The following is a 23,015-nucleotide window of genomic DNA, read 5'->3' on the forward strand; positions in this document are numbered from 1 at the left end:
TATAATGAAAGATTTAGTAATTTCTTTATTAGAATGGATTATGAGTTTAGGACATCTTGGGATCGCACTTGGTTTGATGGTCGAAGTGATCCCGAGTGAGCTGGTTTTGTCTTATGGAGGGTATATGGTGTCACAGGGGCACTTAAACTTCACGCTGAGTGTTATTGCTGGAACGATCGGAGGAACGCTTGCACAGCTCTTTTTGTATTGGATGGGATATTACGGTGGCCGTCCGTTTCTTGAGAAGTATGGAAAGTATGTCCTAATCTCAAAGAAGCAGATCGACTTGTCTGAAAGATGGTTCAATAAATATGGAACAGGTGTCATCTTTTTTGCACGATTTATTCCGGTTGTGAGACATGCTATCAGCATCCCAGCGGGAATCGCAAAAATGTCATTCGCGAAGTTTACGTTGTTCACAACATTAGCTGTTATTCCATGGTCAATTTTCTTTATTGAATTAGGCAGCCGTCTTGGTTCTAACTGGGAGGATATTAAAACGATTGCAGCTCCTTATACACGCGGAATCATGATCATAGCTGTTGTTGTCATCTTTTTGTTTATTCTTTATAAAGTAAAGAAGAAATAATCATCGCTGTCATATTGTCCTACACGTAATGGCCCGGTATTTATGTACCGGGCTTTTTTATTATTCTTCAAATAACGTATAGACAAATTCTAACGAGAGTTGTACACAACATATATATGGCTACCGCAATATAAAACGAAAGGGGAGGAATTGAGATGGATACATTTATTAAGAATTATCATGAAACATACAATGCAGCTAAAGTTAATGAGTTGCTTCTGCGCATTAAAGAACACCAAGGGAAAGAAAATATCGCTGCGAAAGTGACTGAAGCGATGGAGATCTGTGGATTCACTCCTGGAGACATTGAACAAGTGCTAAAACAACTGCGAGGGGGGGACAGACCCTAGACAATTACACTTTCACTAATTTTGTACATCTACAGTGGACACATTATACCACCATTGCATTTGCCTTATATGTGGAATGGATCAAGCCCTTTCTTAGACGATGACCTCACTTCTGCGTTATACTTCTTGTAAGAGGTGATGGTTATGGATATAACATTAAGCGCAAAGAAGTATATAGAAGAAGTGCTTGAAATGAACAACGCCAATGGAATAAGAGTTTACTTTTCAGGAATGGGCTGAGGAGGTCCTAAGCTTGGCCTGGCTCTGGATGAGCCGGAAAACTCTGACATTATCGAAGAGATAAACGGGATTCGTGTAGCGTTTGATCCAAGGATCAAAGAGCAGACTTCTGCATTAAAATTAGACTTTGAAGATTCTAAATATGGATCAGGTCTCGTGATGCTTGGACAGGACGATTGTTGTTAACAAATCAAACCGCTGATGACTTTTTAAAAGTCATCAGCGGTTTTTATTATTGTTTAGATTTTCTAAATCCCGAATCCATCGCTTCTTTTTCTGTGCAAAACCATAATTCGGGCTTTGTCACTTTATAATAACGGCCACTCTCCAGATGATAAATTTTATCTCCAGAAGAGCTGATGTTACCTTTTATCGTACAATCTTCATTTTGTGATTTGTGTTGTGGTTTCTCTTCTTCATTATCTGAAACATAACCTTCTTCTTGAACATAGTTCTCTAAGCTCCAAATACCAACACCTTCTTTCTGGGCTTGCTTTTGAATACTTTCGTACTGATCTACATACTTCGTATTCGGCTCGAACACATAGGCTACACGTGCGAATCCTTTCTTTAGCAGGCTTTCTTGAACGCTTTGTCCATCTGCATAGACATAAGCGAGAAGACGACCGTACTTATCTCGTTCTCCTATTCCAAGCTCTAACTGAACATCAGCTTCTACTAGCATATTTTCTGTGTGTTTACTAGCTTCTTTGCTAAAAGGCTGTACGGGTTTAGAAGGATGAACACTTTCTGGTGTATCAACGAGCAGAAAGCGAACCGTTTCTAACTTACCATCAACTCGAACTTTTATCGTATCTCCGTCAACAACCTTTTCAACTTTTACAGGAATTCGTTGTTCATCGTTAGAAGTCAAATAACTACAGCCAGACATAAGGAACACGATACTAATAATAGAGACTAGCAATTTCTTTTTTAACATATAAACATCCTTCATATTTAATTGATTGAATATGCTTTACCATTTACTATTATAATAAATGATAGGTCGTAGAGATTATAGATTACCATAAATCATTCTTTTGAAACGTAAGAAAGGGGATTCACTTGAAAAAGATATATAGAAATCTCAGTATGTGTGTAGTAACTATTTTAATGCTTGTTGCAGCGGGATGTGGAAACGATTCAAAATTAAAAGAAGCAAAGCTAGAGAACCAAAACAGTGAACCTGTAGTTGTTTTCCCATCTGACAAACCATCACTCATCTTTTTATTTACTACAGCTGGCTGAGGTCTCTGCCAAAAGCAGCTGGTTCAGCTGAATGAAAATATAGGTAAATTTAAAGATATGGATGTAAATATCTATGCGGTAAGCTCTGATACGGTTGAGCATCTGTCTTTCCTTCACAAAGAGATGAAACCTGCTTTTCCGTTTTTATCTGATCCGGAATTTAAGCTCATTGACCATTTAGATATGAAAGGGGACAGTGTAGCTAAACGTGGATACGCACTGATCGATAAGGAAGGAAAGGTTATCGTTACAGAGGTGAACGACCATTGGGGAGAAGAGATCGAACAAACTTCTAAACAGATTCATGAAAAATATAAGAAGTTAGAGAAATAGTCCGGCAACCAACGGACTATTTTTTTCGGGATTCGTTATCTGTCACAGTTTCTCCATACTAGTTGTTATAAAATGGGGTTATAATGATAGTAGAAACACTCTAGGAGGGATTTTCCATGCTTAAAAAATCTTTTTGGCTTGCAGCGATCGCAGTTCTTGCTATTGGCATACTGGCAGCTTGCGGTGGAGGAAAAGACAAAGAAAAAAGCACTAAGAATGCGGAAGAAACGATTACAATTGAAGCTACTAATTTTAAATTCGATAAAAAAGAGTATGAGATACCAGCAAATAAAGACGTAGCTCTTAAACTAGAAAACGTTGATGGTAACCACGCGGTCATGATTGAGGGAGAAGACGTGAACGTAACAGGTGGTTCTTCTGATGTCGTAAATTTAAAGCCTGGTGAATATACATTACGATGCAGCGTTCCTTGTGGAAACGGTCATGCAGATATGGTATCAAAACTAGTTGTAAAATAAATAATCAGCCTCTAGCTATAAAAGCTAGAGGCTTTTATTATATCTTTTTAATCTGCAGAAGCGCCTTATTGTAAGGAACTTCATTTCCTGTAGAAGCCCACAGATTACCTAATAATCTTGGCATCATCTGGTCTGAAGGAATCGCACCTCTATGATGGCGAAAATGTTCATAATACAAAAGATAGAGCCAAGAAGAAGTAGGAATAAGTATATTTTGAGCAAATTCGTGACTTTCCGTTATCGTTGCAAAAGAATGGGACTCCCATCCTGAAATGAAACGTGTGCGCTTACCGTTCAGCTTAGATTCTATGTAATGAAGAGAGTGTGCCACTTGTGGATCATCATCACCATCAGCGTGTGCCAATCTTGATTGGAATTCTAGAGGCACGGAATCAATGTCATCTACTACGGCGACGACATGACATAGCGCTTTATCGTAATGCGCGTTTAACGGGGTCCATTTATATCGCTGCAGCAACTCTACAAAAGGTAGTTGTTCAATGGGAATATCCGTGTAAGGCGGTGGAAAGAGCTGTCTGCCATATTTGATCTCGTGAAACGTTTTTCTTTCGAAAGAAGCACACACATACCACGTATCGTTTTCGTCCTTAATTAACCGTTCACCAGACTCCAAGGAATATAGGGTGTACAACCCTTTTTTTGAGATTTCATAAGAGGGCAATTCTTCCTCGTACAATTCACTCAATGTTTCATCACCAGGCTGTTCGATCGCAGCCATTACAAAAGTGGTAATCCGCATGGTTATCATATTCCTTTAGTTTTTTATTTTCTTAAAGGTATCTTTTAAATCTGTGAATCCTTCTTTAACTGCTGAAAAACTATTTTTCTTTTGGTAGATGTCATATCTTAAGTAATCTTTCTTTTCTTGAAGAAGTTGCTGCTGTGTTTTTACATCGTTCATACGAGCGGTAATGCTGTCACCAGTGCTCTTCATTTGTTGAACGGTACTCATTGACTCCTTCATTGCCTTAATTCCTGGAATTAAAATGAATAGAGCTGCAGCTGCGCATATAGCTAAGAAAATCCATAACCACATCAATACAATCGCCTCCAATCAATCTATCTATACTAAATTACCCGTAATTGATAAAGAAAAAACAAAAAATCGAGGACAGAAAGTCTCGATTTTATCGCTTTGGACATGTAGAACAGCAAGTCCCGTTATCTGTTTTGTAATAAAGGCAGCAAGTCTTACGGGTCTTAGTAGGTCCGCAGCCAATAGGAGCTGCAAAGCGATGGAAAGGGTTTTTCGTTAACCCAAAATGAAAAGCATGAGCTTCCATAAAGAATGCATAATCTTCTTGGATTCTTTTCATAACTTCTGCTGGATGTTCTTCATTTAACCACGTTTCATAAACCCAGCGTATGTAGATCCACGCGTTCTCCCAAAGAGTTGCTTTTGAAATGCGTGCAGTGCTTGCGATATGATTCAACATGACTGACATGTTCTCTTTAAAAAGTGTTTCAATAACTGAAGATCGCCAATCTGCTCTATTTTCGTCAGCAATGCGAGCAGATGCATCTTTCAGTGTGAATGATGGAAGCCACATGCTGTCAGAGTTGTGATCGATAAGATAGACATTTTTTATGTTCATATCAAATGACTTGTTCAGGATGGTCATCCCATATAAACAGGAAGTTAAACTGCAATACGCATAGCGTTTAAAGAATAGAGACGCTGTTACAGGGCGTTTGTTTGAACCGATACGAGGTCCTGTTTGATCCAAAAATTGAAGCAGATTATCAGAGCTCAACAGTTGTTCGGCAGAAACGACAACTTCATTCTCATACGGCGCTTGAAAAGAGAAGCGATAGTTCGAACTGATATGCTTTTTTTCTTCTGCTGTCCAACCGTTTGACTTAGGCGTACTGAGGAGTATTGACATGTCGAACGACTCGCCCCTTTCCATATGGAATACACATTGGTGTGCCGAAAACTGGATCAGGAATCACAGAACTCGCCATCTGAAATACATCTTCTACTAATTGTTCGTTCATAATTTCTTCAGGTGCACCCTGTGCGTAGACGGTTTTATCTTGAATCGCTACAATATGATGAGCATACCGGCAAGCAAGATTTAGATCATGAAGCACCATAACTATTGTTCGCTTTTCTTTTTCATTTAACTCAAAAAGCAGGTCGAGAATCTCAATTTGATGTGTCATGTCTAAGTAAGTAGTAGGTTCATCTAAAAGAATGGTTTCTGTTCCTTGCGCTAATGTCATAGCGATCCACGCTCGTTGACGCTGACCGCCTGAAAGTGAATCGACTGGTGTTTCCATAAAAGGAAGAAGGTTTGTAGCATCAAGTGCGTTCATTACGGCTTCTTCATCTTCTCGTGACCATTGCTGCAGCCATGATTGATAAGGAAATCGTCCTTGTTTAACGAGCTGCAGTACAGTTAATCCTTCAGGAGCAATTGGTCCTTGCGGCAAGATTGCTAGTTCTTTTGCTACTTGTTTTGTAGAACGTTTCGCAACGTCTTTACCGTTTAGCAATACATGACCACCTTTAGGGTTTAAGAGTCTTGCCATAGAACGTAACAGAGTGGATTTTCCACAACCATTGCTTCCGATCAAGACGGTAATCTTACCTTTAGGAATCTGTAGGTTCAACTCGTCGATAATCGGTTCTTTTCCATAAGCTAATGTTAGGTTAGAGGTTGTTATTACAGCCATCTGTCATCCACTCCTGTTATTGGTTTTTAAATAAAAGATAGATAAAGTAAGGAGCACCGATCGCCGCTGTAAAAACACCGGCGGGTACTTCTAAAGGTGAGAATAAGGTACGTCCGGCAAGGTCTGCCAATACGACCATGATACCCCCGATCAAAGCTGAAGCTGGAAACAAGCCGCCGAACGATGATCCTGAAATTCTTCTAGCGATATGTGGTCCGATAAGACCAACAAACCCCATCGCCCCTGCAAACGCGACTGCTGAACCTGCAAGAGCTGTACAGACCATTAAAAGTAAGAAACGTTCACGATGAACGGAGATTCCTGCCCCTTTTGTAAGGTCATCACCGAATCCTTGAATGTTCAAACGGCGGACGAGAAGTACTAAGATTGGAATCAATCCAATAAACCAAGGCAGCAATGCTTTTACTTCGTTCCAGGAAGTACCGTACACCGTTCCAGTAAGCCATATTGTGGCCTGACTCGCTCTATAGATTGGTCCCATAAGCATCATGAGCGTTGTTAAAGCCTGTAATAAAGCCATGAGCCCGATTCCTATTAATATGAGACGAATAGGTGTAACTCCGTCTTTCCAAGCTAATGCATAAATTAAGAAAGCAACGATAGTAGCGCCACCAAAAGCAAACAGTGGTAAATAATTAATACTTAATAAAAGGTTGTTTGAATCATCACTGAACATCGTTAGAAAGGCAACTGCAGCAAAACCTGCACCACCTGTTATTCCGATCATATCGGGAGAGGCTAGTGGGTTACGAATAATACCTTGCAAGATAGCACCCGAAAGAGCGAGTGAGGCTCCTGCAATAAATGCGACTAATACCCTCGGCAGCCTAAATTCAGTAATGATGAGCTGGTTAATATCTAGCCCTGTTCCGATTAATGCATTGAACACATCCCACGGTGCGATATACATATCACCGACACCGATACTTATTAGCATGGCAGCTATTGCTGCTAGTGTTAAGGCAATTATGCTAACAGTCGTTTTTTTATCAATTAAAAAAGAAAATGATTTACGCTGTAAGACCCAGTACTTTCTCATTTTTGAAAAATTCCTTTTCGAACAATATAGATGAAGAAGGGTGTACCGATCAGGGCTGTTACAACTCCAACAGGTGCTTCTTCAGGCATGATGATATAACGTGCGCCAATATCTGCAACGACGAGCATAATGCCACCTATAATAGCAGAGTATGGCACAATCCAGCGGTGATCATTTCCTACAAGATACCTAGCAAAATGAGGAACAACAATTCCTATGAAACTGATAGGGCCAGCAATTGCAACTGATCCTCCAGCTAGTATGATAACCATGAGAGCGGCTGCTAGTTTAAAAACTACTGTTTTTTGACCTAAACTGATGGCTACGTCCTCTCCAAGCGCAAAGGCATTTAACTGCCTTGATAATAAGAGGGAAATCACCCAAGCGATAACAAGTGCAGGTAAGACGGCGACTAGCATAGAAAGTTTTCTTCCTTCTACTGAACCAGCTAACCAGAATAGAACCTCATCTAGTGCTTTTTCATTGGTAACGAGCATACCTTGCGTGAGTGATGCAAAAAGAGCGGCCATAACAGCTCCAGCAAGTGTCAATTTAACAGGTGTAAGTCCACCTTGGCCAGAAGAACCTAATGCATAAGCCAATCCTGCAGCAACTGCAGCTCCTAAGAAACCGATCCACATAAATTGTTGTATGGATGATACTCCTAGGAAAGTAACGCCAAAAACAATAAAGAATCCAGCACCGGCATTAACACCAAATATATCCGGAGATGCAATTGGATTTCGAGTGAGCGCTTGCATGAGAACGCCGGCGATCCCTAAAGAGATTCCAACAGCCATACCTACAAGTGAACGCGGGACTCGAGATAGTTGAATAATTAAATGTTCGTTCGAACCGTTAAAAGCCGTATACGCTTCAATAGCTTGTTTTAGTGAAGTGTTCGTATAACCCAGCACAACACTCAAGACCATAATAATGAGCGCGATTAGTATGCCAACGATAAGCCCGGCAGTCTTCAATTTATTTCCGTATAATATTCCGTTCATTAGAGCCTCTTTTATTAATGAAAGTTATTCTCATTTATCAGTTTAAAAGTAAAGTAGGTTTCTGTCAATGACTTTGAAAATCATTATCATTTAGTTGTTGACAACGTATTCATAACATATTATGATACGAATTGTAATTGATTCTCATTATCATTTACATTATAAAAAGGGGAGAGAAAATAGAATGAAAAAAATTACATACAAATGGCTTGCGCTCGCAGCGGTGTTAACGTTAATGCTTGCATTGGCAGCATGCGGCGGGAAAGATAAAGAAAAAGAAGAAATATCAGAAGGATCTTCTGAGAGCTATAAAGTAGAACATGCAATGGGGACAACAGAAGTTAAGGAAAACAAGAGAGTGGTTGTCTTAACAAACGAAGGTACTGAAGCAGTACTAGCTCTTGGGGTAAAACCAGTTGGAGCTGTTAAATCTTGGTTAGGTGATCCTTGGTATGATCATATTAAGAGTGACATGGATGGCGTTGAAGTAGTAGGTGACGAAAGTGCTGTGAACGTTGAGAAGATCGCAGCTTTAAAGCCTGACTTAATCATCGGAAACAAACAGCGTCAAGAGAAACAATATGACGAACTAAACAAAATTGCACCAACTGTATTTTCAGAAGAGCTTCGTGGTGATTGGAAGATCAACTTCGAACTATATGCAAAAGCATTAAATAAAGAAGAAAAAGGAAAAGAAGTTCTAGCTGCATTCGACAAGCGTATTGAGGATATGAAGAAAAAGGCAGCGGATCAATTAAAAACAGAAGTTTCAGTGGTTCGTTTCTTGCCTGGAACATCTCGTATCTATCACAAAGATTCTTTCTCTGGTGTAATTCTTGATCAAGTTGGATTTGCACGTCCTGGTGATCAGAACAAGGATGATTTTATGGCAGAAGTAACACAAGAACGTATTCCTGATATGAATGGTGACATTCTGTTCTACTTTACGTACGAAGCTGGAGATGGAAAAGCGACTGATACAGAAAAAGAATGGACAGGTAACCCGCTTTGGAAAAACCTTGATGTTGTTAAAGCAGATAAAGCTTACAAAGTAAGTGATGCAATCTGGAATACAGCTGGTGGAGTAAAGGCTGCAAACTTGATGTTAGATGATCTGGAGAAGTATTTCTTAAAAAAATAAGTGTGTAATAGAGAGGGAGCGAGCAGTCGCTTCCTTTTTTCTTCTTCAAGTCAACTCCAGTTTTTCCTAAAAATTGAGCATGGATGAAGATAACCAGGACGAAAGGCGTTCTTAATTTGTACACAAATTCGCAATAAATCTGCCATAAGTTTTCCAAGGGAAAAGGGATAAAAAACATAAAGTATAAGTGTAGACAAAATTTATTCCTGGAGGTTTGTGTGATGGAAAAGAAAACGTCGCTTGAAAAGGAACTGCAGCAACGTGAGATCTTAATGAAAGACGAGCAAACAAATGCTTGGTTTTACGAAGATCACATCACAGCCATCGTTAACCGTGCACGTAAAGAAGGTGCATTCGATAATTTAGATGGATTAGGGAAGCCACTCCAGCTTGATGAAGATCTTGCTTATAATCCTGAAAAGCGCCTTCATAAAGTAATGAAAGATAATAACATTCTCCCGAATTGGGTGAAACTTGGTCAGGAGATAGACGTACTAAAAGAGGAACTAAAAACGTACACAGTAGAATTTAACATCAAAAAGACAGTAGAGACCATTAACCAAAAAGTCTTTCAGTATAATTTAACTTGTCCGCCTAGTGCACAAAGGATGAAGATAAATCTGGAGGACGTTTTGAAGAAATAATTGGAGGGTGTATGTCAAAGAAAAGTACATTAAATGCTGAACATTATCAATGGGGAGATGCATGTGATGGCTGGCACCTTCTAAAGCAAGATAACCTAAGCATCATACAAGAAAGAATGCCCCCTCAAACAGCTGAGGTGAGACATTATCATGTGTTTTCACATCAATTCTTCTTTGTGTTAGACGGAGAATTGTTGATCGAAAAAGATGGAGAAGAAATTACACTTACCGCGCATCAAGGAATAGCTATTCCGGCAGGAACAACCCATCAAGTTCGTAACGAGACAAGTTTGCCTGTTGAGTTTCTTTTAACTTCTCAGCCACCTGCGCAAGGAGATAGAGTTGTAGTGAAAAAAGTAAAAAGTATTAGTACAGTGACCCTTTAACCTCTAATTGGATAAAGGGTTATTTTTTTGTCATGTGAATCTCATCTTATGGGAAAGATAGAAGAAAAAGCCCAGGAGTCATGAGATGTTAATGTATAAAGAGACCACGAATCAATCGGTACGCATTGAACACTTTGTAATGCCAAAAGAAGAAGAAACGATTTGGATGTTTTATCAATCTCCTGAAGAAATGAATCAAGACGAAATATTAGAGCAGCTTGATCTTCATCCGTTAGCCAAGCATGCTTTTATGAATTTTTCGGAACATCCACAATTGAATGTCTATGCAAATCACGCTGTTGTTTCAACGTTTTATTTAGGAACAGAAAATTATGAACCAATAAGGCTTAACCTATTAATCGGTAAGAACTATTTAATTGTCATGAGTGAACATGAAATATCTTTTAGGGAACAACTTGTTAATGATTTCACTAGCAATCCCGAGCACATGAAGCATGTTAGTTATATGTTGTACTATCTGATGAAGGATATTGTAAGTTCTTATCTAGAAGTAGTAGATCAACTTTCGGATGAGTTTTTAGAGCTTGAAAAAAGTGTGTTTATCGATCCGCAGAAACGTGAGATCGGGCGAGATGTCTACCGCTGGAAGACTCGTTTGCACAAGCTTAGACAATATGTTGAAGCTGAAGAGAGCATCATTCAGAAAATGGGACATGATGACTTTGAATATGCAAATGAAGAGTCAGGTTTTTACTTTAAGGATTTGCTATCCTCATTTTCAAGGGTAACTGCTGCTTTTGACAGTTTTAAAGAAAATTTAAAAGGTATTCTAGATCTCCAAATGTCTTTGAAGTCCGATCACATGAATAGAATCATGAAAACTTTGACCTTGGTTAGTGCGGTATTCATACCTCTCACATTTATTGCTGGTCTTTACGGAATGAATTTTGAATATATACCTGAACTTAAATGGCGATATGGTTATTTCTACGTGTTAACTCTTTGTTTAGCTCTCGCTATCATGATCATGAGCTATTTTAGAAAGAAAAGATGGTGGTGATTTTACATAAAAATGTATGAGCTGAGGAAAATAAAGAAAAAAGGAGGACGTGAAGAATGGAAAAAAGACCGTATTATATTAATGTTGAAACTGGTGAGATCCTTCCAATCAAAACTGCTTCTACTTTTCAGTTTGAAATTTCTGCTTCTGATGAAGACGTAAGACATCTTGAAAGAAAGTTTAGTGAGCTGGACAGTACGGCAAATGATACTTTTGTGAGGTCACATTTACCATACGTACCTTATTCAAACGACTCAGACAACGACAGGTATGATGAAAAACTAAGAGAAGCGTATCAGATGATTCATGATCTCGGTCAAGTGGAAACAAGACAATTTATTGAAAGTATGAGTTTTTGGAATCCTGAGAAACCACAAGATTTAGAAAAAAGACCAAAAGACTAAATGTCTTTTGGTCTTTAAGTTCTTAATAGACAAAATAGGCAATGTAGATGATGAGGCCAATCACGAGTGTGAAGCCGGCGAGTGCAATAAATACAGGATTCAACAATGCAGTATGTCTTGATACAGCAGGATTTACTTCATCTTCCGTATACATTTTTTGTTTTTTTGCGATTTTCATCGTCCACCAGAGACCTACTGCAGCTACAAGGACAGATAACAAAATAAAGAACAATGTAAACAATTTGTGTTCACTCCTTAAACCTTGTTTGTCCTAATAGTGTTTGTGGTTTTATAGGCTTTCATGCATAAGAAAAGAAGGTTGCTTCAATGAATCCAGTCGTGCCAGTTCATTCTTTACAAGTGTAAGAATCTTATCCTGATCATTTGTATCAAAAATGTTGTACTGATCACTCTCAATCATCAATACAGGCGTTTTATCGTAGGCTTTAATCCATTCTTTGTATTTAGCATGAAGTGTTCGATAATATGCCAAAAGTTCTGGGTTCTCATCAACTTGTTCGTATGAACGACCTCTTTGACGGATACGACTTAAAACAGTCTCAATATCACTATCCAAATAGATGAGTAAATCAGGACGTGATTTTGGCGTTTTGTCGATCTCGTTCATCATCGTTTCAAGTAAATCTTTATACGTGTCAAATTCAAGCTGTGTCATGTTTCCGGAATCAAAATTCAGTTCGGCAAAAATTAAATCTTCATAAAGGCTACGATCAAGAACGTTATCTGGACTTGTACGAGCTTCTCGGATGGTCTTAAAACGTGTGTTCAAAAAATAAATTTGAAGCGGGAAAGCCCAGCGCTTCGGGTTTTTGTAATAATCGGGTAAAATAGGATTGTCAACGACGCTTTCATAAAAGATAGAACTCCCAAGCTGCTCGCTCAAAAATTCAGCATATGTAGACTTGCCTGTACCGATCATACCTGCCATTAAAATCACGGTATATCCTCCTAAAATGGTGCATCATCTGCTCTGAAATCAGTGATGCGGGACTAGTGTAAAACGTATGTATTCATAAGTTCAAAAATCAATATATGGTATGTAAGTAATAAAGCCTTTCTAAATATATCATGTAATACAAAAGGTGAACAGAGGTTGTTTCATTAAGAAATAAGACTTAATGGGGGATTTTCTGATCAAACACGAATACGTACTGCTGAAGGATGATATGAGATTTTAAAGAGCGGTGGAGATTAAGACTTATTGCTTGAACTATGATCATTATGTAAATATCATAAGCTTCAAAAGTGAAAACATATAAAAAAGCAGAACTGAGGTTTAACTAAAGGGGATATAAACATGACCATTCATATAAAAGTATATTCTGATTTTGTGTGTCCATATTGTTTCTTAGCTGAAACGCCGCTATTAAAAGCAACTGAAGGTAAAGATGTTGAAATTGAGTGGATGCCATATGAACTCAGACCATTTCCGCAAGAAACGTTACGAACTGATGAAGATTATCTACAGCGTTCGTGGCAGGAGTCCGTTCAGCCTTTATCAAAAAAAATGGGTGTTGATATGATTTTGCCAGATGTGTCACCTCAACCACATACTTTCTACGCACATGAAGGATTGTTGTTTGCCAAAGAATACAACAAGGAAAGAGAGTATGCACATCTTGTTTTTAAAACTTTTTATCAAAAGGGTGAAGATATTGGAAAGATCACCGTACTTCGTAAGATCGCCGAAGAAGTGGGTCTCGATGGCAACGCATTTCAATACGCTTTGGAAAACCGTGAATTTAATCAAGAAAGAAAAAAGTATTTAAAAGAAGCTGTAGAAGATCTGAACATCACTGCTGTTCCTACCATTATTATTGGTGAGCGAGTATTAAAAGGCCTGCATCCTCAAGCAAATATCGAACGTGCATTAAGAGGTGCTATTAGGGATGCGAAATTTGAATTTTGTGATGGGGACGAATGTGAATGAAAGTGAAAATAATGAAAAAAGAGCGCTTAGAAGGTCGTCCTTCTTAGCGCTCTCTTTCGTTCTTAACAATGAAAAAAGGGGGTTGTTGATAGGGATGTCTATAATATATCAATCTCAAATTCATTATGGACGAATATGTGATTTTTTTGATAAACGTTATCACTTTGTGACAAAGTCGCGCTGACGGACTAAAGGGCATTTATTTAAAATGAAAAAAGCCCTTAATTAGGGGAGGGCTTTTTTCGGGAAAGGGGGGTACACCTATATATGACGAAGGAAAAATAGAAAAGTTTCAAAAAATGTATATTTTCTACGCTATCACTATAAAAAAATGATAGAGTAGGTAACAGAATTAGAAGAGAGAAGGAATGGAGATGAGGGGTTTACTTAGAAAGTGGCATCCAGCAGTAATCGTAATTGTTGCTGGAACACTATTTACACGAGCGGCATTCTTTATGACAATGCCATTCTTAGCCATTTATTTGTACAATGAAAAAGGAATCGATCCTGCAATGGTTGGATTGATTATAGGAGTAAGTGCTTTAACTGGCACGTTCGGTGGTTTCTTTGGAGGCTATCTATCCGATCGTATAGGAAGACTGCCTGTGATGACAGTTGCTATATTTACATGGAGTGCCGTCTTTGTTGGGTTTGCTGTAGCCGATCTAGTATGGCATTTCTTTTTATTGAACATGCTAAACGGGCTTTGTCGCTCATGGTTTGAACCGATATCAAGAGCATTGCTTGCGGATGTAACGACAAAGGAAAACCGGCTTCATGTTTTCAATGCTCGTTACTTTGCGATCAATGTCGGTGCTGCGATTGGTCCGGTTGTAGGGACACAGCTTGGTACATCAAATTCAACTCAAGCTTTCTACATTACGGCTGTGGCATATTTATTGTATGCATTATTGATTGTATTCACATTGAGAGGCTACTCAACTGAGTTGAAAGGTGGAGAAGAAAGGAAGTTTTCCATCAAGTCTGCCATTGGTGTTCTTTCAAGAGATAGAGTGCTTGCTTTTTTTCTAATCGGCAACACAATTGTTATGATGGCACAGTCACAAATGGATACTACGCTAGCGCAATATATAGGGAATGCTCCTCAATTTGAAAATGGTGTTAAGCTATTTGCCTACCTAGTCGTTACAAATGCAATTACTGTGCTGCTTTTACAGTTTCCGGTCACTAACTATGTAAGACGATTTCAGCCGATGAATGCACTTCGATTTGGAAGTTTTGCATTTAGTCTAGCTTTGCTTGGATTCGGACTTTCAACGAATTGGATTTTTCTCGTGATTAGTATGATATTTCTTACAGTGGGAGAAATAATCGTGTTCGTAATGAGTGATGTACTTTTAGATGATTTAGCACCTGAGCATATGAGAGGTACATATTTTGGGGCGATGTCTTTTCGATCGATTGGCTTCAGCGCGGGACCTTGGATTGGTGGTTTACTGTTAAGCACGTTTGGATTTGAACAAGGATTTTATGTGTTTGGCATTCTTACACTTATCTCCTTACTTTCCTTACCGTTCTTTCAATATGGAGAAGGCATTCGCAAAACGCTTCTTGAACAACAATCTGCTTCAACATAAGAAAGGGGAAAACAACAATGATTACTGGAATTGAACATACGGGAATTATGGTTTCTAACATGGAGAACTCAATCAAGTTTTATACCGACGTACTTGGCTTAGATCTATTAGATCGTTTTGATCATACTAGTGTACCCGTTGAATTAGCATTCTTAGGTGTAGACGGAAAAGTGCTTGTTGAGCTGATCGCTGGATATACCGGGCCAGTTACGAATGAGGGGAAAGTGCATCACATTGCGTTTTCTGTCAATGACATTGAAAAGCAGTATGAGTTGTTGCAGAAAAAAGACGTAGTCATGAAAGATAAAGAAATTACAGAGCTTCCAAACGGAAAATATTTCTTCTTTTACGGACCAGACGAAGAATCACTTGAATTTTTTGAGAGCAAATAGAAATGAAGACTGCATGGATTGCAGTCTTTTTTTATTTCTTTGTAAAGAGTACTTCGAGGTAGAAGGTGATGAGACAGCAGTAAAGAAGTCTTTGAATGGGAATTAAATACCTGGCAGTGTTTCTTTTAAATACTGGTTTGAACAATATTCAACACCATACTTGTAGCGACTTTCTCTGACATTCCGTGCTTTCTTCGGATCGATATGAATCCTTTTGATCTCAGGATAGGTTTCCATAATTTTTGAAGCTATTTTGTCACCGGGTTCATCTGGGTCAGTTAATACATAAACTTCATCACAAAGAATCAATGCTTCTTCAATCGCTCTTCGTTCTTTATGTCGAAACGATATTCCATTTAATATGACAAAATGGGCGTGAGGATGAACACTTTGTACTCTCAGTTGATCACTTTTGCCTTCAACAATGTATCCGGTCATAGCGCCTCCTGTAAAAACTAAGATTCATTATCATTTTATGGAGAGCATATCGATAATAGTACGACTTCTACAAAATATTTGGACAAAGGAAGTGTAATGATTGAAGAAGCTAATATCTTTTATAAGAAATATTTTTCTTAGCTTCTTTTCACTTTTGATGATTTACGGATTGTTTTTACTGCTCAGTGATATAGAGGGGTTATTTGTAGGAGTGATTCTTCTTTTAGTATGCTTTTTCTTATTCAGCATGCGATTCATAGAAATCCTTAAAGGAAGAAGAGCAACTTTTCTTAAAGCACGAATTCAGCCAAACCTCATTATTACTATTGTTATTGCATTCGCTACCGTATTTTTATCTATAAGCAACTATGCGCTCGAAACTTCTTTGCCTAATTCGTTAACATCAAGAGTAAAAAATCAATTTTATTTGGAAGCAATTTTAGTAGAAAAGGATAGAATATTTGAGCGCGTATCCTTCTTAAAAACTTTAGAAAATGTAAATGAGGGAAATGCTACGGTTTTTTATGAACCGCAAGATGAGAAGTTTGCAGGATCTGCAATTCGGCATATCCGTAAAATGCAGTCTTATCACAATGAATGGATTGATGTTCATCAAGCTCTTCCGGTTACGCTCATCCTCTATCGAAACCCATTAATCTTTCAGCAACATTTGCCATTTCATTCTTATGAAAATCTGCAAGCATTGTACGTCCCTGCTCAAGAAACAATTCATCTGCTTGTTACTGACGAAATGGATAAGAATCCTGATAAATTTCTAGAGTTGGTGGGACATGAATATACACATCATTGGATTGTAAGTTACTTGTTTGAAAATAAATTGGATAATCGGCATCTTCCTAGGTGGTTTGAAGAGGGGATTGCAGAATATGCAGGAAAACAGAGTGTGAGAGAGGTGCCTATCTTTGTACCTCTAAACTTCATTCCCTTCACAAGACTGCACTCAGTCGATGAATGGGCTTATGAGAATCGAAGAAAATCTACTCATCGTCCATACAGACAGAGCTACTATGCGTTCGACCAATTGGTTAAAGACGGAAATCAAGCTAAAATCAAATCGTTATTACTTAATAAGCAGCAAAATTTTTATCGTATGTTTGAGAAAGAAACAGGTGAATCACTCATTGAGTTTGAAGTACGTTTCTTAAGAGAAGAGTTTATGAACATGAAGCGGTGAAATTGATCTGTTCAATGAACGGGTGCCTAAACAAAAAGAACTCCTTAGGAAAGGAGCTCTTTAGTTATTATCTGCTTTTTAGCTTTCGTTTAATAATAGGCAATAACCTTTTCTTACCTTGTTTTATTAAAAAAGCAACCGCCATTCCTTTAATGCCTTTTTTAATACGTCCCATTTTCATCCTCCTATAAAAATCATAGTTGTTTCATGTAATATACCCGAAATCAGCATGCAGCAATCCTTTTAAATTTTTACGGGTTACTTGTCTATACGTTTCAGTACGATATGAATATTATGAACCGAATACAATTTTATAGGAGTTGAATGTATTGAGTATGAATAGAAGTTTTCCACCTTTTCCAGGTCAAGGCGGCGGGCAAGGTGGAGGGCAAGGGTTTGGCCCACCAGGTGGACCTCCAGGCGGACCACCAGGAGGCGACGGTGGCGGTGGAATGGCACCAACATCAGCACCTCCTACGTTTACACCATCTCAATCACAAGGTTTTAGTTTGCAAGGTGGAGGCGGAGGCGGTGGAAGTCAGCCAGGAGTTTATGCAGTTGATCCGGGAGCAATTAGACCTTGTTTGTACCAATATGTCTACATCTGGCCTACATGGGGACCAGGATTTTGGGCATGGCTTACCTTTGCAGGTCGTAGATCGGTTGCAGGATTCCGTTGGACCGGCAATAGATGGATCTATTTCGGCATGGATACACGCCAAATTAGTTCATTTTATTGTTACTAAGAACAACCGCCTCTGTGCGGTTGTTTTTTTATTCTAAGGGTATAGTGGTTCTTTCAGAACACTCCATGTTTCATATATTTTAATATCAGAGGAAATGTGTTTTGTGAGTATATATTGAGCTGCTTCCCAAACAAGAGGAGAGCACCAATCACTTCTAAGATTATTAGGGTGTATCCATCTTGTGCCTTTAGAGTCTTGATCAGGAATATCTGCTAAAGTGGCTTGTGAAGTAGTATCTAGCATACATTCAAAATATACAGCTGTATGCTGGGAGTAGGTCCATTGCTTATAGATCCATGGAAGTTCGTAACAGCGTTCGCCTATCTTAATTCCTTTCTTCACACCAAATCCCGTCTCTTCTAATACTTCACGGATAACCGTGTCGTATTCAGTTTCACCAACGATAGGTGTGCCTCCAGGAAGATCGAATCGATTTTTATAAGGTCCTCCGTTTTTTTCAATTACGAGCAGTTCTCCAGCTTCGTTATAAGAGATACAATAGATACCTCTGTGTGTATGCATCTTATACACCCTTCCATAACAAAAATACCTCTCCAATATACATGAAAAGGTATTTTATCGTTTTTATTTCTTTACGAGTGCATTTAGTTCTGAAGTTAATGCTTCAAACTTGTTGAAACTTTCTACCACTTCTTCTACACATCTATGTTGCTCTTCTACCGATGCGAGAACCTCTTCCACAGAACCACTAGATGTTTCTGCGATTCCTGAAACCGAATGAATTTCTCCTACAATATATCCGGTAGATTCATACAATTGATTAATCAATTCTTGTACTTCAGAAGACTGTGTTGCAACTTGATCAGTGTTTACTAAAATTTGAATAAAATTGTTTGCAGTCTTCTCAGTCGCTTCAAGACTGGATGTGACGACACCTTGCGAACCATCTACAAATTGAGCTGCTTGTTTGGCTTTATTACGGATTTCACCTAAGATTGCTCCAATCTGCTTTGTAGAATGTTGAGAATCCTCAGCAAGGCGGCGAACCTCGTCTGCAACAACTGCAAATCCTCTACCTTGATCCCCGGCACGCGCTGCTTCAATTGCGGCATTCAATGCAAGCAGATTCGTTTGAGAAGAAATTTCTTCAATTGTCGTTAAAATTCCTTCTATGGATTCACTTTGCTGATTTAATTCATGCATAAGAGTGTTTGTTTGCTGCATTAGTTCGCTCACTTCTTTCATCTTAGAAGAGAGTTCTAATACTTGGTTTTCTCCTGCTTTTGTAACAGTTGCTGTTTGCTCTGAAAGTTTTTTCATATCGCTGGAGTGTTGAAAAAGGCCTTTTGCTACGTCGTTGGTACTTGTGACAGATTGACTCATTCCACCTACACTGACAGCCTGAGATTCCACACCTTTTGCTACTTCAGTAAAGGCGAAAGTAATGTTGCTCGATATTTCACCTGTTCGGGTTACGTTTTCCTTTACCGATTGACTAAAGTGATGCAAATTTTCTGTTGCATCCTTAATCTTAGTCAACAACTGTTCCAATTTAACTCTATCATTTTCCGATTGTTTTTCAGCATCTCTAATATTTTCATGCATACGCTGACCAATTCTCGCTTGTGCTACTAAAGCTGCAGTAATTACGGTTAAGAAAACGTTTAATGAGATAATGATCTTAGGGTCTTGTCCGGCAAACATCGTTTCTTTATATTGAAAAAAGAAGAAATTAGTTAACAATAATCCACTAATACCCGATAGTAAGATAGAAAGATAGTTATGATACAACGTGATAACTGCCAAGCATACATAGGTCATAAGATAAGTTGAAATCTTCGGGTTCGTGTCCGCCATGATAACCGTCAGAATCGTTAAGCCGATAACAACAAAATATTGAACGGCGAATGGAGCCCATTTTCGGTACGTCCAAATCGATAGTGAGAGAAGTATAACTAGTCCAGCTATACCATAAAACATGACACTGTCTATGGTTTTTGTACTAGCGAAAGTACTTGCTAGACCAAGGAAATACATACCCCACAGCATTTTTGTAACTAGTTTATTCGTTTGTAAATTTGAGGCAAATGATGGATTCAAATTTCGTCATCTCCGTTTTAAAATGTATAAGTACTGTTTATATATCGTCAGGATTCTCATAGCATTTAAGGTGTTTACCAAAATTTGTTTTATATGTCTGGATACATAGTTCATTACTATCAAACTTTTAATTTGAGGTGTTTAACAATGATAAAAAAAACGTGGATATTTGCAATCATACTAATGCTTGCAGCTTGTAGCAGTGAACCGAAAAGTACCGATACAAAAGAAGAACCAGCTCCGAAAACAGCCGAAACTTCACCAACTCAAAAGAATGAAGAAGTAAAAGAAGAACCAGTTAACGAAGAAGTTACTTCTATTGAAGAAGAAGGAACGTATATTGGTCTGATTGACAATAATTCTATTGAAGTAGAAGCTGCAGGTGAAACATTAGTTCTTCGACTTACAGACGAAGTAAGGGATGACGTTGAGAGTTTGGAGGAAGGAGCCAAAGTTAACATCATTTATAAGAAGAATGAAGAAGGACAATGGCTGCTTGAGCAGATTACAGAAAAAAGTGTGCCAGAAGCTGCTCCATCGAAAAAGCTTACGTACATAGTGGATGGAACCTCTATTGAAGAGGACGCCGTTTTAACAGAGAGTGAACTGAATTACCACTTTTATAAGCTACCAGATTTTGAATTTACAGCAGAGGAACCACGAAAAGATTTACTATTTGCTACGAAATTTGCTGAAACATTCGTTAGAATAGAGCCGTTGTCAGAGGAGTCGTCCATTGATGATCTAAAAGAATGGGCGAATGATGAGCTTAAAGCGGTTGGAGAAGTAAGTGAAGTGAACGGAAAAGAGATCGCTGGGCCTGCATTTGAAAACACTGCGTTATTTATTACAGCATCAAAAGATTCTTACAAAAAATACATTGTGATTCAAGATTTAAGCAACGGAGATCAAGTCAAATATACGGTTAACTTGCCTGAGCATAAGAACGCTGCTAAATGGGAGCAAGCCATTTGGGCAATGCTTTCTACAATTCAAACCAAATAGTGAAAAAAAGCGTATCGTATTGGTGCGCTTTTTTTAATGTGTAGCAGCATTAAAATAAATAACAAATCATTATCATAAAAGTGGCAGATGGCATATAATATTTACAAAGGTTTAAAAAGTTTCCTCAAGGAAAGATAGGTGAATGTTATGTGGTATAAAGAGAGTTCATTGTTTAAACTACAGCAGTACACAATAATTCTACACAAACTTGGAATCTTTTCGCAGGAAGATAAGGTAGATATATTAGGTAAGATACAAAAGTATAAATTAAAAGTTGGTTTAAAAGACTAGGCTGCCTCAGTAGGGAGCCTCTTTATTTGTACATATATTTGCATACAGAAAAAACCCGGCAGTAACTGCCGGGTTTTTATATATAAGCCGAACTTATTTTTTAGTTACGTTAGCTGCTTGTGGTCCGCGAGCTCCGTCAACAATTTCAAATTCTACTTCTTGACCTTCGTCAAGTGATTTAAAACCTTCTGATTGGATAGCAGAGAAATGTACGAATACGTCGTCTCCACCTTCAACTTCGATGAATCCAAAACCTTTTTCAGCGTTAAACCATTTTACTTTACCTGTTTGCATGTAAATGCCTCCTAGAACGTTTGCACTTTTGTGCTCTGTAATTACCAAACCACTTTCAAACTCTTAAGTTAAGATGTAATCCAGTACTGAATGGTTGTCACAAATATATCACAAGAAAAAAGCTCTCGCAAGGAACTTTTCTGAAAAATAGGAATAAAGAGTCAGGATATTTGTTCTTATGTAAATTTCAACTGAATGTTATGGTTTTTAGGTATACTTTACAAAATAAACTTGATTGATTGTACAGTAAACAAAAACCATCTGCCTTCTATTCGCTAGCAGGAGATGGTTTTAAATCGTGTGATGGTCGAGTTGCTACAATACCTGTAGCTTTTACAATCTGGTTTAAGATGTTGACTCTGGATTGATCATCAAAGTTTTGAGCTTTGACAAAAGCGTATCCATCTTCATTTGATACATAGCGGGGTGGTAAATTGTTAAGTGTAATCGCAAAGACATCAGCTTTACAAACTTCGCATTTGCAAGGCAGCTGAAGTTGTCCCCAATAATTTTTTAATGCTTCTTCTACTAGAATCTCCATGGCGTTTTTTACATTCATGGGCTTTTTACCCCTTTATACACAATCTATATGAATAGAATAGCTTATTCTTACTACATATGTAAACTTCTAGTGTGTGTAACGAGACTATTTAACTATAATTATTTTTTTATAAAACACCATATGATACTTTATTACTAAATTAACAATAATATATGATTTTTCTGATAATTAGCTTGAAATCATATATGATTTGCGATTAACATAGGATTATGAAGACTAAACATAAAACAAACAAACAGCAGTATGCTTATCAAGTCATCCGTTCTCGTATCTTAGATGGCAGGTATCCGCCTGGTCACAAACTTGTTATTGACCAACTGGCAAGAGAGCTTCAAACGAGTGCTATCCCGGTTCGTGAAGCGATTAGATTGCTTGAAGCGGACTCCTTGATTTCATTTAAGCCATACTCAGGAGCGATTGTTACCCCCTTCGATGAACAAGCATATTTAGAAACTTTATCCGTTCTAGCCGTATTAGAAGGTTTTGCGACTGCAGAATCATCCGTCCACTTTCCTCACGAAAAACTTGAAGGTTTAAGAGAGTATACAAAGCTTATGGAAGATGCACTTGAACATCTTGATTATTCTCTTTTCTCCAACTACAACAAAGAATTTCACAAACTCACCTACAAATATTGCACCAATCAATTTCTGTTAGAACAGATTCATACAACATGGGAAAGGCTGGGTACTGTTCGCAAACAGGGGTCAACAATGAAACCTGTACGTATGAAGCGCTCAGTCACAGAACACTATCAACTAATTGAAATGATAGAAAGAAGAGAAGATCCAAAAGTAATAGAATCTTATACAAGAAACCATAAGTTGAACACGCTAAAAGCTTTTCTTGAGGATTCGAAACAAAATACATTTTGAGGAGA

At 38.1% G+C, this 23,015-nt stretch carries 31 protein-coding genes and 1 pseudogene; 18 read left to right on the top strand and 14 right to left on the bottom strand.

Features of this window, described 5'->3' with window-relative positions:
• The first annotated feature begins 4 nt into the window (after positions 1 to 4).
• From IHV09_RS04005 to IHV09_RS22780, 3 genes are all read left to right on the top strand, one after another.
• Positions 5 to 589, top strand: a complete 585-nt coding sequence (locus IHV09_RS04005; protein ID WP_066392783.1) for a DedA family protein — start codon at positions 5 to 7, stop codon at positions 587 to 589.
• A 155-nt stretch (positions 590 to 744) separates the two neighbouring features.
• The gene (locus IHV09_RS04010; RefSeq protein ID WP_197190409.1) at positions 745 to 939 is read left to right on the top strand and encodes a hypothetical protein; all 195 of its coding nucleotides are present in this window, start codon (positions 745 to 747) and stop codon (positions 937 to 939) included.
• A gap of 144 nt (positions 940 to 1,083) precedes the next feature.
• A complete protein-coding gene (locus IHV09_RS22780) occupies positions 1,084 to 1,365 on the top strand; it encodes an adhesin (protein ID WP_197190408.1) in 282 nt (93 codons plus the stop codon).
• A gap of 46 nt (positions 1,366 to 1,411) precedes the next feature.
• Here the strand turns inward: IHV09_RS22780 and IHV09_RS04020 are convergent, their stop codons facing one another.
• Positions 1,412 to 2,119: a thermonuclease family protein gene (locus IHV09_RS04020; protein ID WP_231618119.1), complete on the bottom strand. Its 708-nt coding sequence runs from the start codon at positions 2,117 to 2,119 to the stop codon at positions 1,412 to 1,414.
• A gap of 125 nt (positions 2,120 to 2,244) precedes the next feature.
• Between IHV09_RS04020 and IHV09_RS04025 the strand changes: the two genes are divergently transcribed.
• The 3 genes and pseudogenes from IHV09_RS04025 (at position 2,245) to IHV09_RS04035 (ending at position 3,239) form a co-directional block, all read left to right on the top strand.
• Entirely contained in the window at positions 2,245 to 2,427 is a 183-nt protein-coding gene (locus tag IHV09_RS04025; RefSeq protein ID WP_197127421.1) for a hypothetical protein, read from the top strand.
• Positions 2,428 to 2,442: 15 nt separating this feature from the next.
• Positions 2,443 to 2,760 (top strand): annotated as a pseudogene (locus tag IHV09_RS04030) (redoxin domain-containing protein); the annotation flags it as partial.
• Between the two features lie 116 nt (positions 2,761 to 2,876).
• On the top strand, positions 2,877 to 3,239 hold the full coding sequence (locus IHV09_RS04035) for a cupredoxin domain-containing protein (protein WP_197127422.1): 363 nt from the start codon (positions 2,877 to 2,879) through the stop codon (positions 3,237 to 3,239).
• 37 nt (positions 3,240 to 3,276) lie between these two features.
• Here IHV09_RS04035 and IHV09_RS04040 read toward each other — a convergent pair whose 3' ends face one another.
• From IHV09_RS04040 to IHV09_RS04065, 6 genes are all read right to left on the bottom strand, one after another.
• A complete protein-coding gene (locus tag IHV09_RS04040; RefSeq protein ID WP_197263684.1) occupies positions 3,277 to 3,999 on the bottom strand; it encodes a hypothetical protein in 723 nt (240 codons plus the stop codon).
• Positions 4,000 to 4,014: 15 nt separating this feature from the next.
• Positions 4,015 to 4,299 carry a hypothetical protein gene (locus IHV09_RS04045; protein WP_197127424.1) on the bottom strand — a complete coding sequence of 95 codons (285 nt, stop codon included), beginning with the start codon at positions 4,297 to 4,299 and terminating at the stop codon, positions 4,015 to 4,017.
• A gap of 88 nt (positions 4,300 to 4,387) precedes the next feature.
• Positions 4,388 to 5,146: an IucA/IucC family C-terminal-domain containing protein gene (locus tag IHV09_RS04050; protein WP_197127425.1), complete on the bottom strand. Its 759-nt coding sequence runs from the start codon at positions 5,144 to 5,146 to the stop codon at positions 4,388 to 4,390.
• Positions 5,121 to 5,939, bottom strand: a complete 819-nt coding sequence (locus IHV09_RS04055) for an ABC transporter ATP-binding protein (RefSeq protein ID WP_197127426.1) — start codon at positions 5,937 to 5,939, stop codon at positions 5,121 to 5,123. The genes IHV09_RS04050 and IHV09_RS04055 overlap by 26 nt, the downstream gene beginning before the upstream one ends.
• A 16-nt stretch (positions 5,940 to 5,955) precedes the next feature.
• Positions 5,956 to 6,999, bottom strand: a complete 1,044-nt coding sequence (locus IHV09_RS04060; protein WP_197127427.1) for a FecCD family ABC transporter permease — start codon at positions 6,997 to 6,999, stop codon at positions 5,956 to 5,958.
• Positions 6,996 to 8,006: a FecCD family ABC transporter permease gene (locus IHV09_RS04065; RefSeq protein WP_197263685.1), complete on the bottom strand. Its 1,011-nt coding sequence runs from the start codon at positions 8,004 to 8,006 to the stop codon at positions 6,996 to 6,998. The genes IHV09_RS04060 and IHV09_RS04065 overlap by 4 nt, the downstream gene beginning before the upstream one ends.
• Before the next feature lie 184 nt (positions 8,007 to 8,190).
• Between IHV09_RS04065 and IHV09_RS04070 the strand changes: the two genes are divergently transcribed.
• From IHV09_RS04070 to IHV09_RS04090, 5 genes are all read left to right on the top strand, one after another.
• On the top strand, positions 8,191 to 9,147 hold the full coding sequence (locus tag IHV09_RS04070) for an ABC transporter substrate-binding protein (RefSeq protein WP_197263686.1): 957 nt from the start codon (positions 8,191 to 8,193) through the stop codon (positions 9,145 to 9,147).
• Positions 9,148 to 9,368: 221 nt separating this feature from the next.
• Positions 9,369 to 9,791: a DUF1992 domain-containing protein gene (locus tag IHV09_RS04075; RefSeq protein WP_197190402.1), complete on the top strand. Its 423-nt coding sequence runs from the start codon at positions 9,369 to 9,371 to the stop codon at positions 9,789 to 9,791.
• 11 nt (positions 9,792 to 9,802) lie between these two features.
• A complete protein-coding gene (locus tag IHV09_RS04080; protein WP_197263687.1) occupies positions 9,803 to 10,177 on the top strand; it encodes a cupin domain-containing protein in 375 nt (124 codons plus the stop codon).
• 85 nt (positions 10,178 to 10,262) lie between these two features.
• Positions 10,263 to 11,198, top strand: coding sequence for a magnesium transporter CorA family protein (locus IHV09_RS04085; protein WP_197263688.1), 936 nt, complete (start codon positions 10,263 to 10,265; stop codon positions 11,196 to 11,198).
• A 56-nt stretch (positions 11,199 to 11,254) separates the two neighbouring features.
• Entirely contained in the window at positions 11,255 to 11,602 is a 348-nt protein-coding gene (locus IHV09_RS04090) for a hydrolase (RefSeq protein WP_197263689.1), read from the top strand.
• Positions 11,603 to 11,624: 22 nt separating this feature from the next.
• Here IHV09_RS04090 and IHV09_RS04095 read toward each other — a convergent pair whose 3' ends face one another.
• Positions 11,625 to 11,843 carry a hypothetical protein gene (locus IHV09_RS04095; RefSeq protein WP_197127434.1) on the bottom strand — a complete coding sequence of 73 codons (219 nt, stop codon included), beginning with the start codon at positions 11,841 to 11,843 and terminating at the stop codon, positions 11,625 to 11,627.
• A 48-nt stretch (positions 11,844 to 11,891) separates the two neighbouring features.
• Entirely contained in the window at positions 11,892 to 12,551 is a 660-nt protein-coding gene (locus IHV09_RS04100) for a deoxynucleoside kinase (protein WP_197264134.1), read from the bottom strand.
• Between the two features lie 369 nt (positions 12,552 to 12,920).
• Here IHV09_RS04100 and IHV09_RS04105 point away from each other — a divergent pair, with 369 nt between their 5' ends.
• The 3 genes from IHV09_RS04105 (at position 12,921) to IHV09_RS04115 (ending at position 15,543) form a co-directional block, all read left to right on the top strand.
• Complete coding sequence (locus IHV09_RS04105) at positions 12,921 to 13,553, top strand: DsbA family oxidoreductase (RefSeq protein WP_197263690.1); 633 nt, start codon at positions 12,921 to 12,923, stop codon at positions 13,551 to 13,553.
• A gap of 374 nt (positions 13,554 to 13,927) precedes the next feature.
• Complete coding sequence (locus IHV09_RS04110) at positions 13,928 to 15,151, top strand: MDR family MFS transporter (RefSeq protein WP_197127436.1); 1,224 nt, start codon at positions 13,928 to 13,930, stop codon at positions 15,149 to 15,151.
• A 17-nt stretch (positions 15,152 to 15,168) separates the two neighbouring features.
• Positions 15,169 to 15,543, top strand: coding sequence for a VOC family protein (locus IHV09_RS04115; protein WP_197127437.1), 375 nt, complete (start codon positions 15,169 to 15,171; stop codon positions 15,541 to 15,543).
• Between the two features lie 102 nt (positions 15,544 to 15,645).
• On the opposite strand, the gene IHV09_RS04120 is transcribed toward IHV09_RS04115, so the two are convergent.
• A complete protein-coding gene (locus IHV09_RS04120; RefSeq protein WP_197127438.1) occupies positions 15,646 to 15,981 on the bottom strand; it encodes a toprim domain-containing protein in 336 nt (111 codons plus the stop codon).
• A 100-nt stretch (positions 15,982 to 16,081) separates the two neighbouring features.
• Between IHV09_RS04120 and IHV09_RS04125 the strand changes: the two genes are divergently transcribed.
• Together IHV09_RS04125 and IHV09_RS04130 are read left to right on the top strand one after the other, a co-directional pair.
• The gene (locus tag IHV09_RS04125; protein ID WP_197263691.1) at positions 16,082 to 17,176 is read left to right on the top strand and encodes a hypothetical protein; all 1,095 of its coding nucleotides are present in this window, start codon (positions 16,082 to 16,084) and stop codon (positions 17,174 to 17,176) included.
• 335 nt (positions 17,177 to 17,511) lie between these two features.
• A complete protein-coding gene (locus IHV09_RS04130; RefSeq protein ID WP_197264135.1) occupies positions 17,512 to 17,922 on the top strand; it encodes a hypothetical protein in 411 nt (136 codons plus the stop codon).
• 33 nt (positions 17,923 to 17,955) lie between these two features.
• Here IHV09_RS04130 and IHV09_RS04135 read toward each other — a convergent pair whose 3' ends face one another.
• Positions 17,956 to 18,444, bottom strand: a complete 489-nt coding sequence (locus IHV09_RS04135; RefSeq protein ID WP_197263692.1) for an NUDIX domain-containing protein — start codon at positions 18,442 to 18,444, stop codon at positions 17,956 to 17,958.
• 63 nt (positions 18,445 to 18,507) lie between these two features.
• Positions 18,508 to 19,983 (bottom strand): methyl-accepting chemotaxis protein, encoded by a 1,476-nt coding sequence (locus IHV09_RS04140; protein ID WP_197190396.1) that lies wholly within the window; start codon positions 19,981 to 19,983, stop codon positions 18,508 to 18,510.
• A gap of 147 nt (positions 19,984 to 20,130) precedes the next feature.
• Here IHV09_RS04140 and IHV09_RS04145 point away from each other — a divergent pair, with 147 nt between their 5' ends.
• Positions 20,131 to 20,988 carry a hypothetical protein gene (locus tag IHV09_RS04145; protein WP_197263693.1) on the top strand — a complete coding sequence of 286 codons (858 nt, stop codon included), beginning with the start codon at positions 20,131 to 20,133 and terminating at the stop codon, positions 20,986 to 20,988.
• Positions 20,989 to 21,372: 384 nt separating this feature from the next.
• Here IHV09_RS04145 and cspD read toward each other — a convergent pair whose 3' ends face one another.
• Positions 21,373 to 21,573, bottom strand: a complete 201-nt coding sequence (cspD, locus tag IHV09_RS04150) for a cold-shock protein CspD (RefSeq protein WP_066237152.1) — start codon at positions 21,571 to 21,573, stop codon at positions 21,373 to 21,375.
• A 268-nt stretch (positions 21,574 to 21,841) separates the two neighbouring features.
• Positions 21,842 to 22,132 carry a late competence development ComFB family protein gene (locus tag IHV09_RS04155; RefSeq protein ID WP_197127444.1) on the bottom strand — a complete coding sequence of 97 codons (291 nt, stop codon included), beginning with the start codon at positions 22,130 to 22,132 and terminating at the stop codon, positions 21,842 to 21,844.
• 212 nt (positions 22,133 to 22,344) lie between these two features.
• On the opposite strand from IHV09_RS04155, the gene IHV09_RS04160 reads away from it, so the two are divergent.
• A complete protein-coding gene (locus IHV09_RS04160) occupies positions 22,345 to 23,010 on the top strand; it encodes a GntR family transcriptional regulator (protein WP_197190394.1) in 666 nt (221 codons plus the stop codon).
• The last annotated feature ends 5 nt before the right edge of the window (positions 23,011 to 23,015 follow it).

This window comes from Fictibacillus sp. 23RED33, from assembly GCF_015903925.1.
Classification (GTDB): Bacteria; Bacillota; Bacilli; order Bacillales; family Fictibacillaceae; genus Fictibacillus; species Fictibacillus phosphorivorans.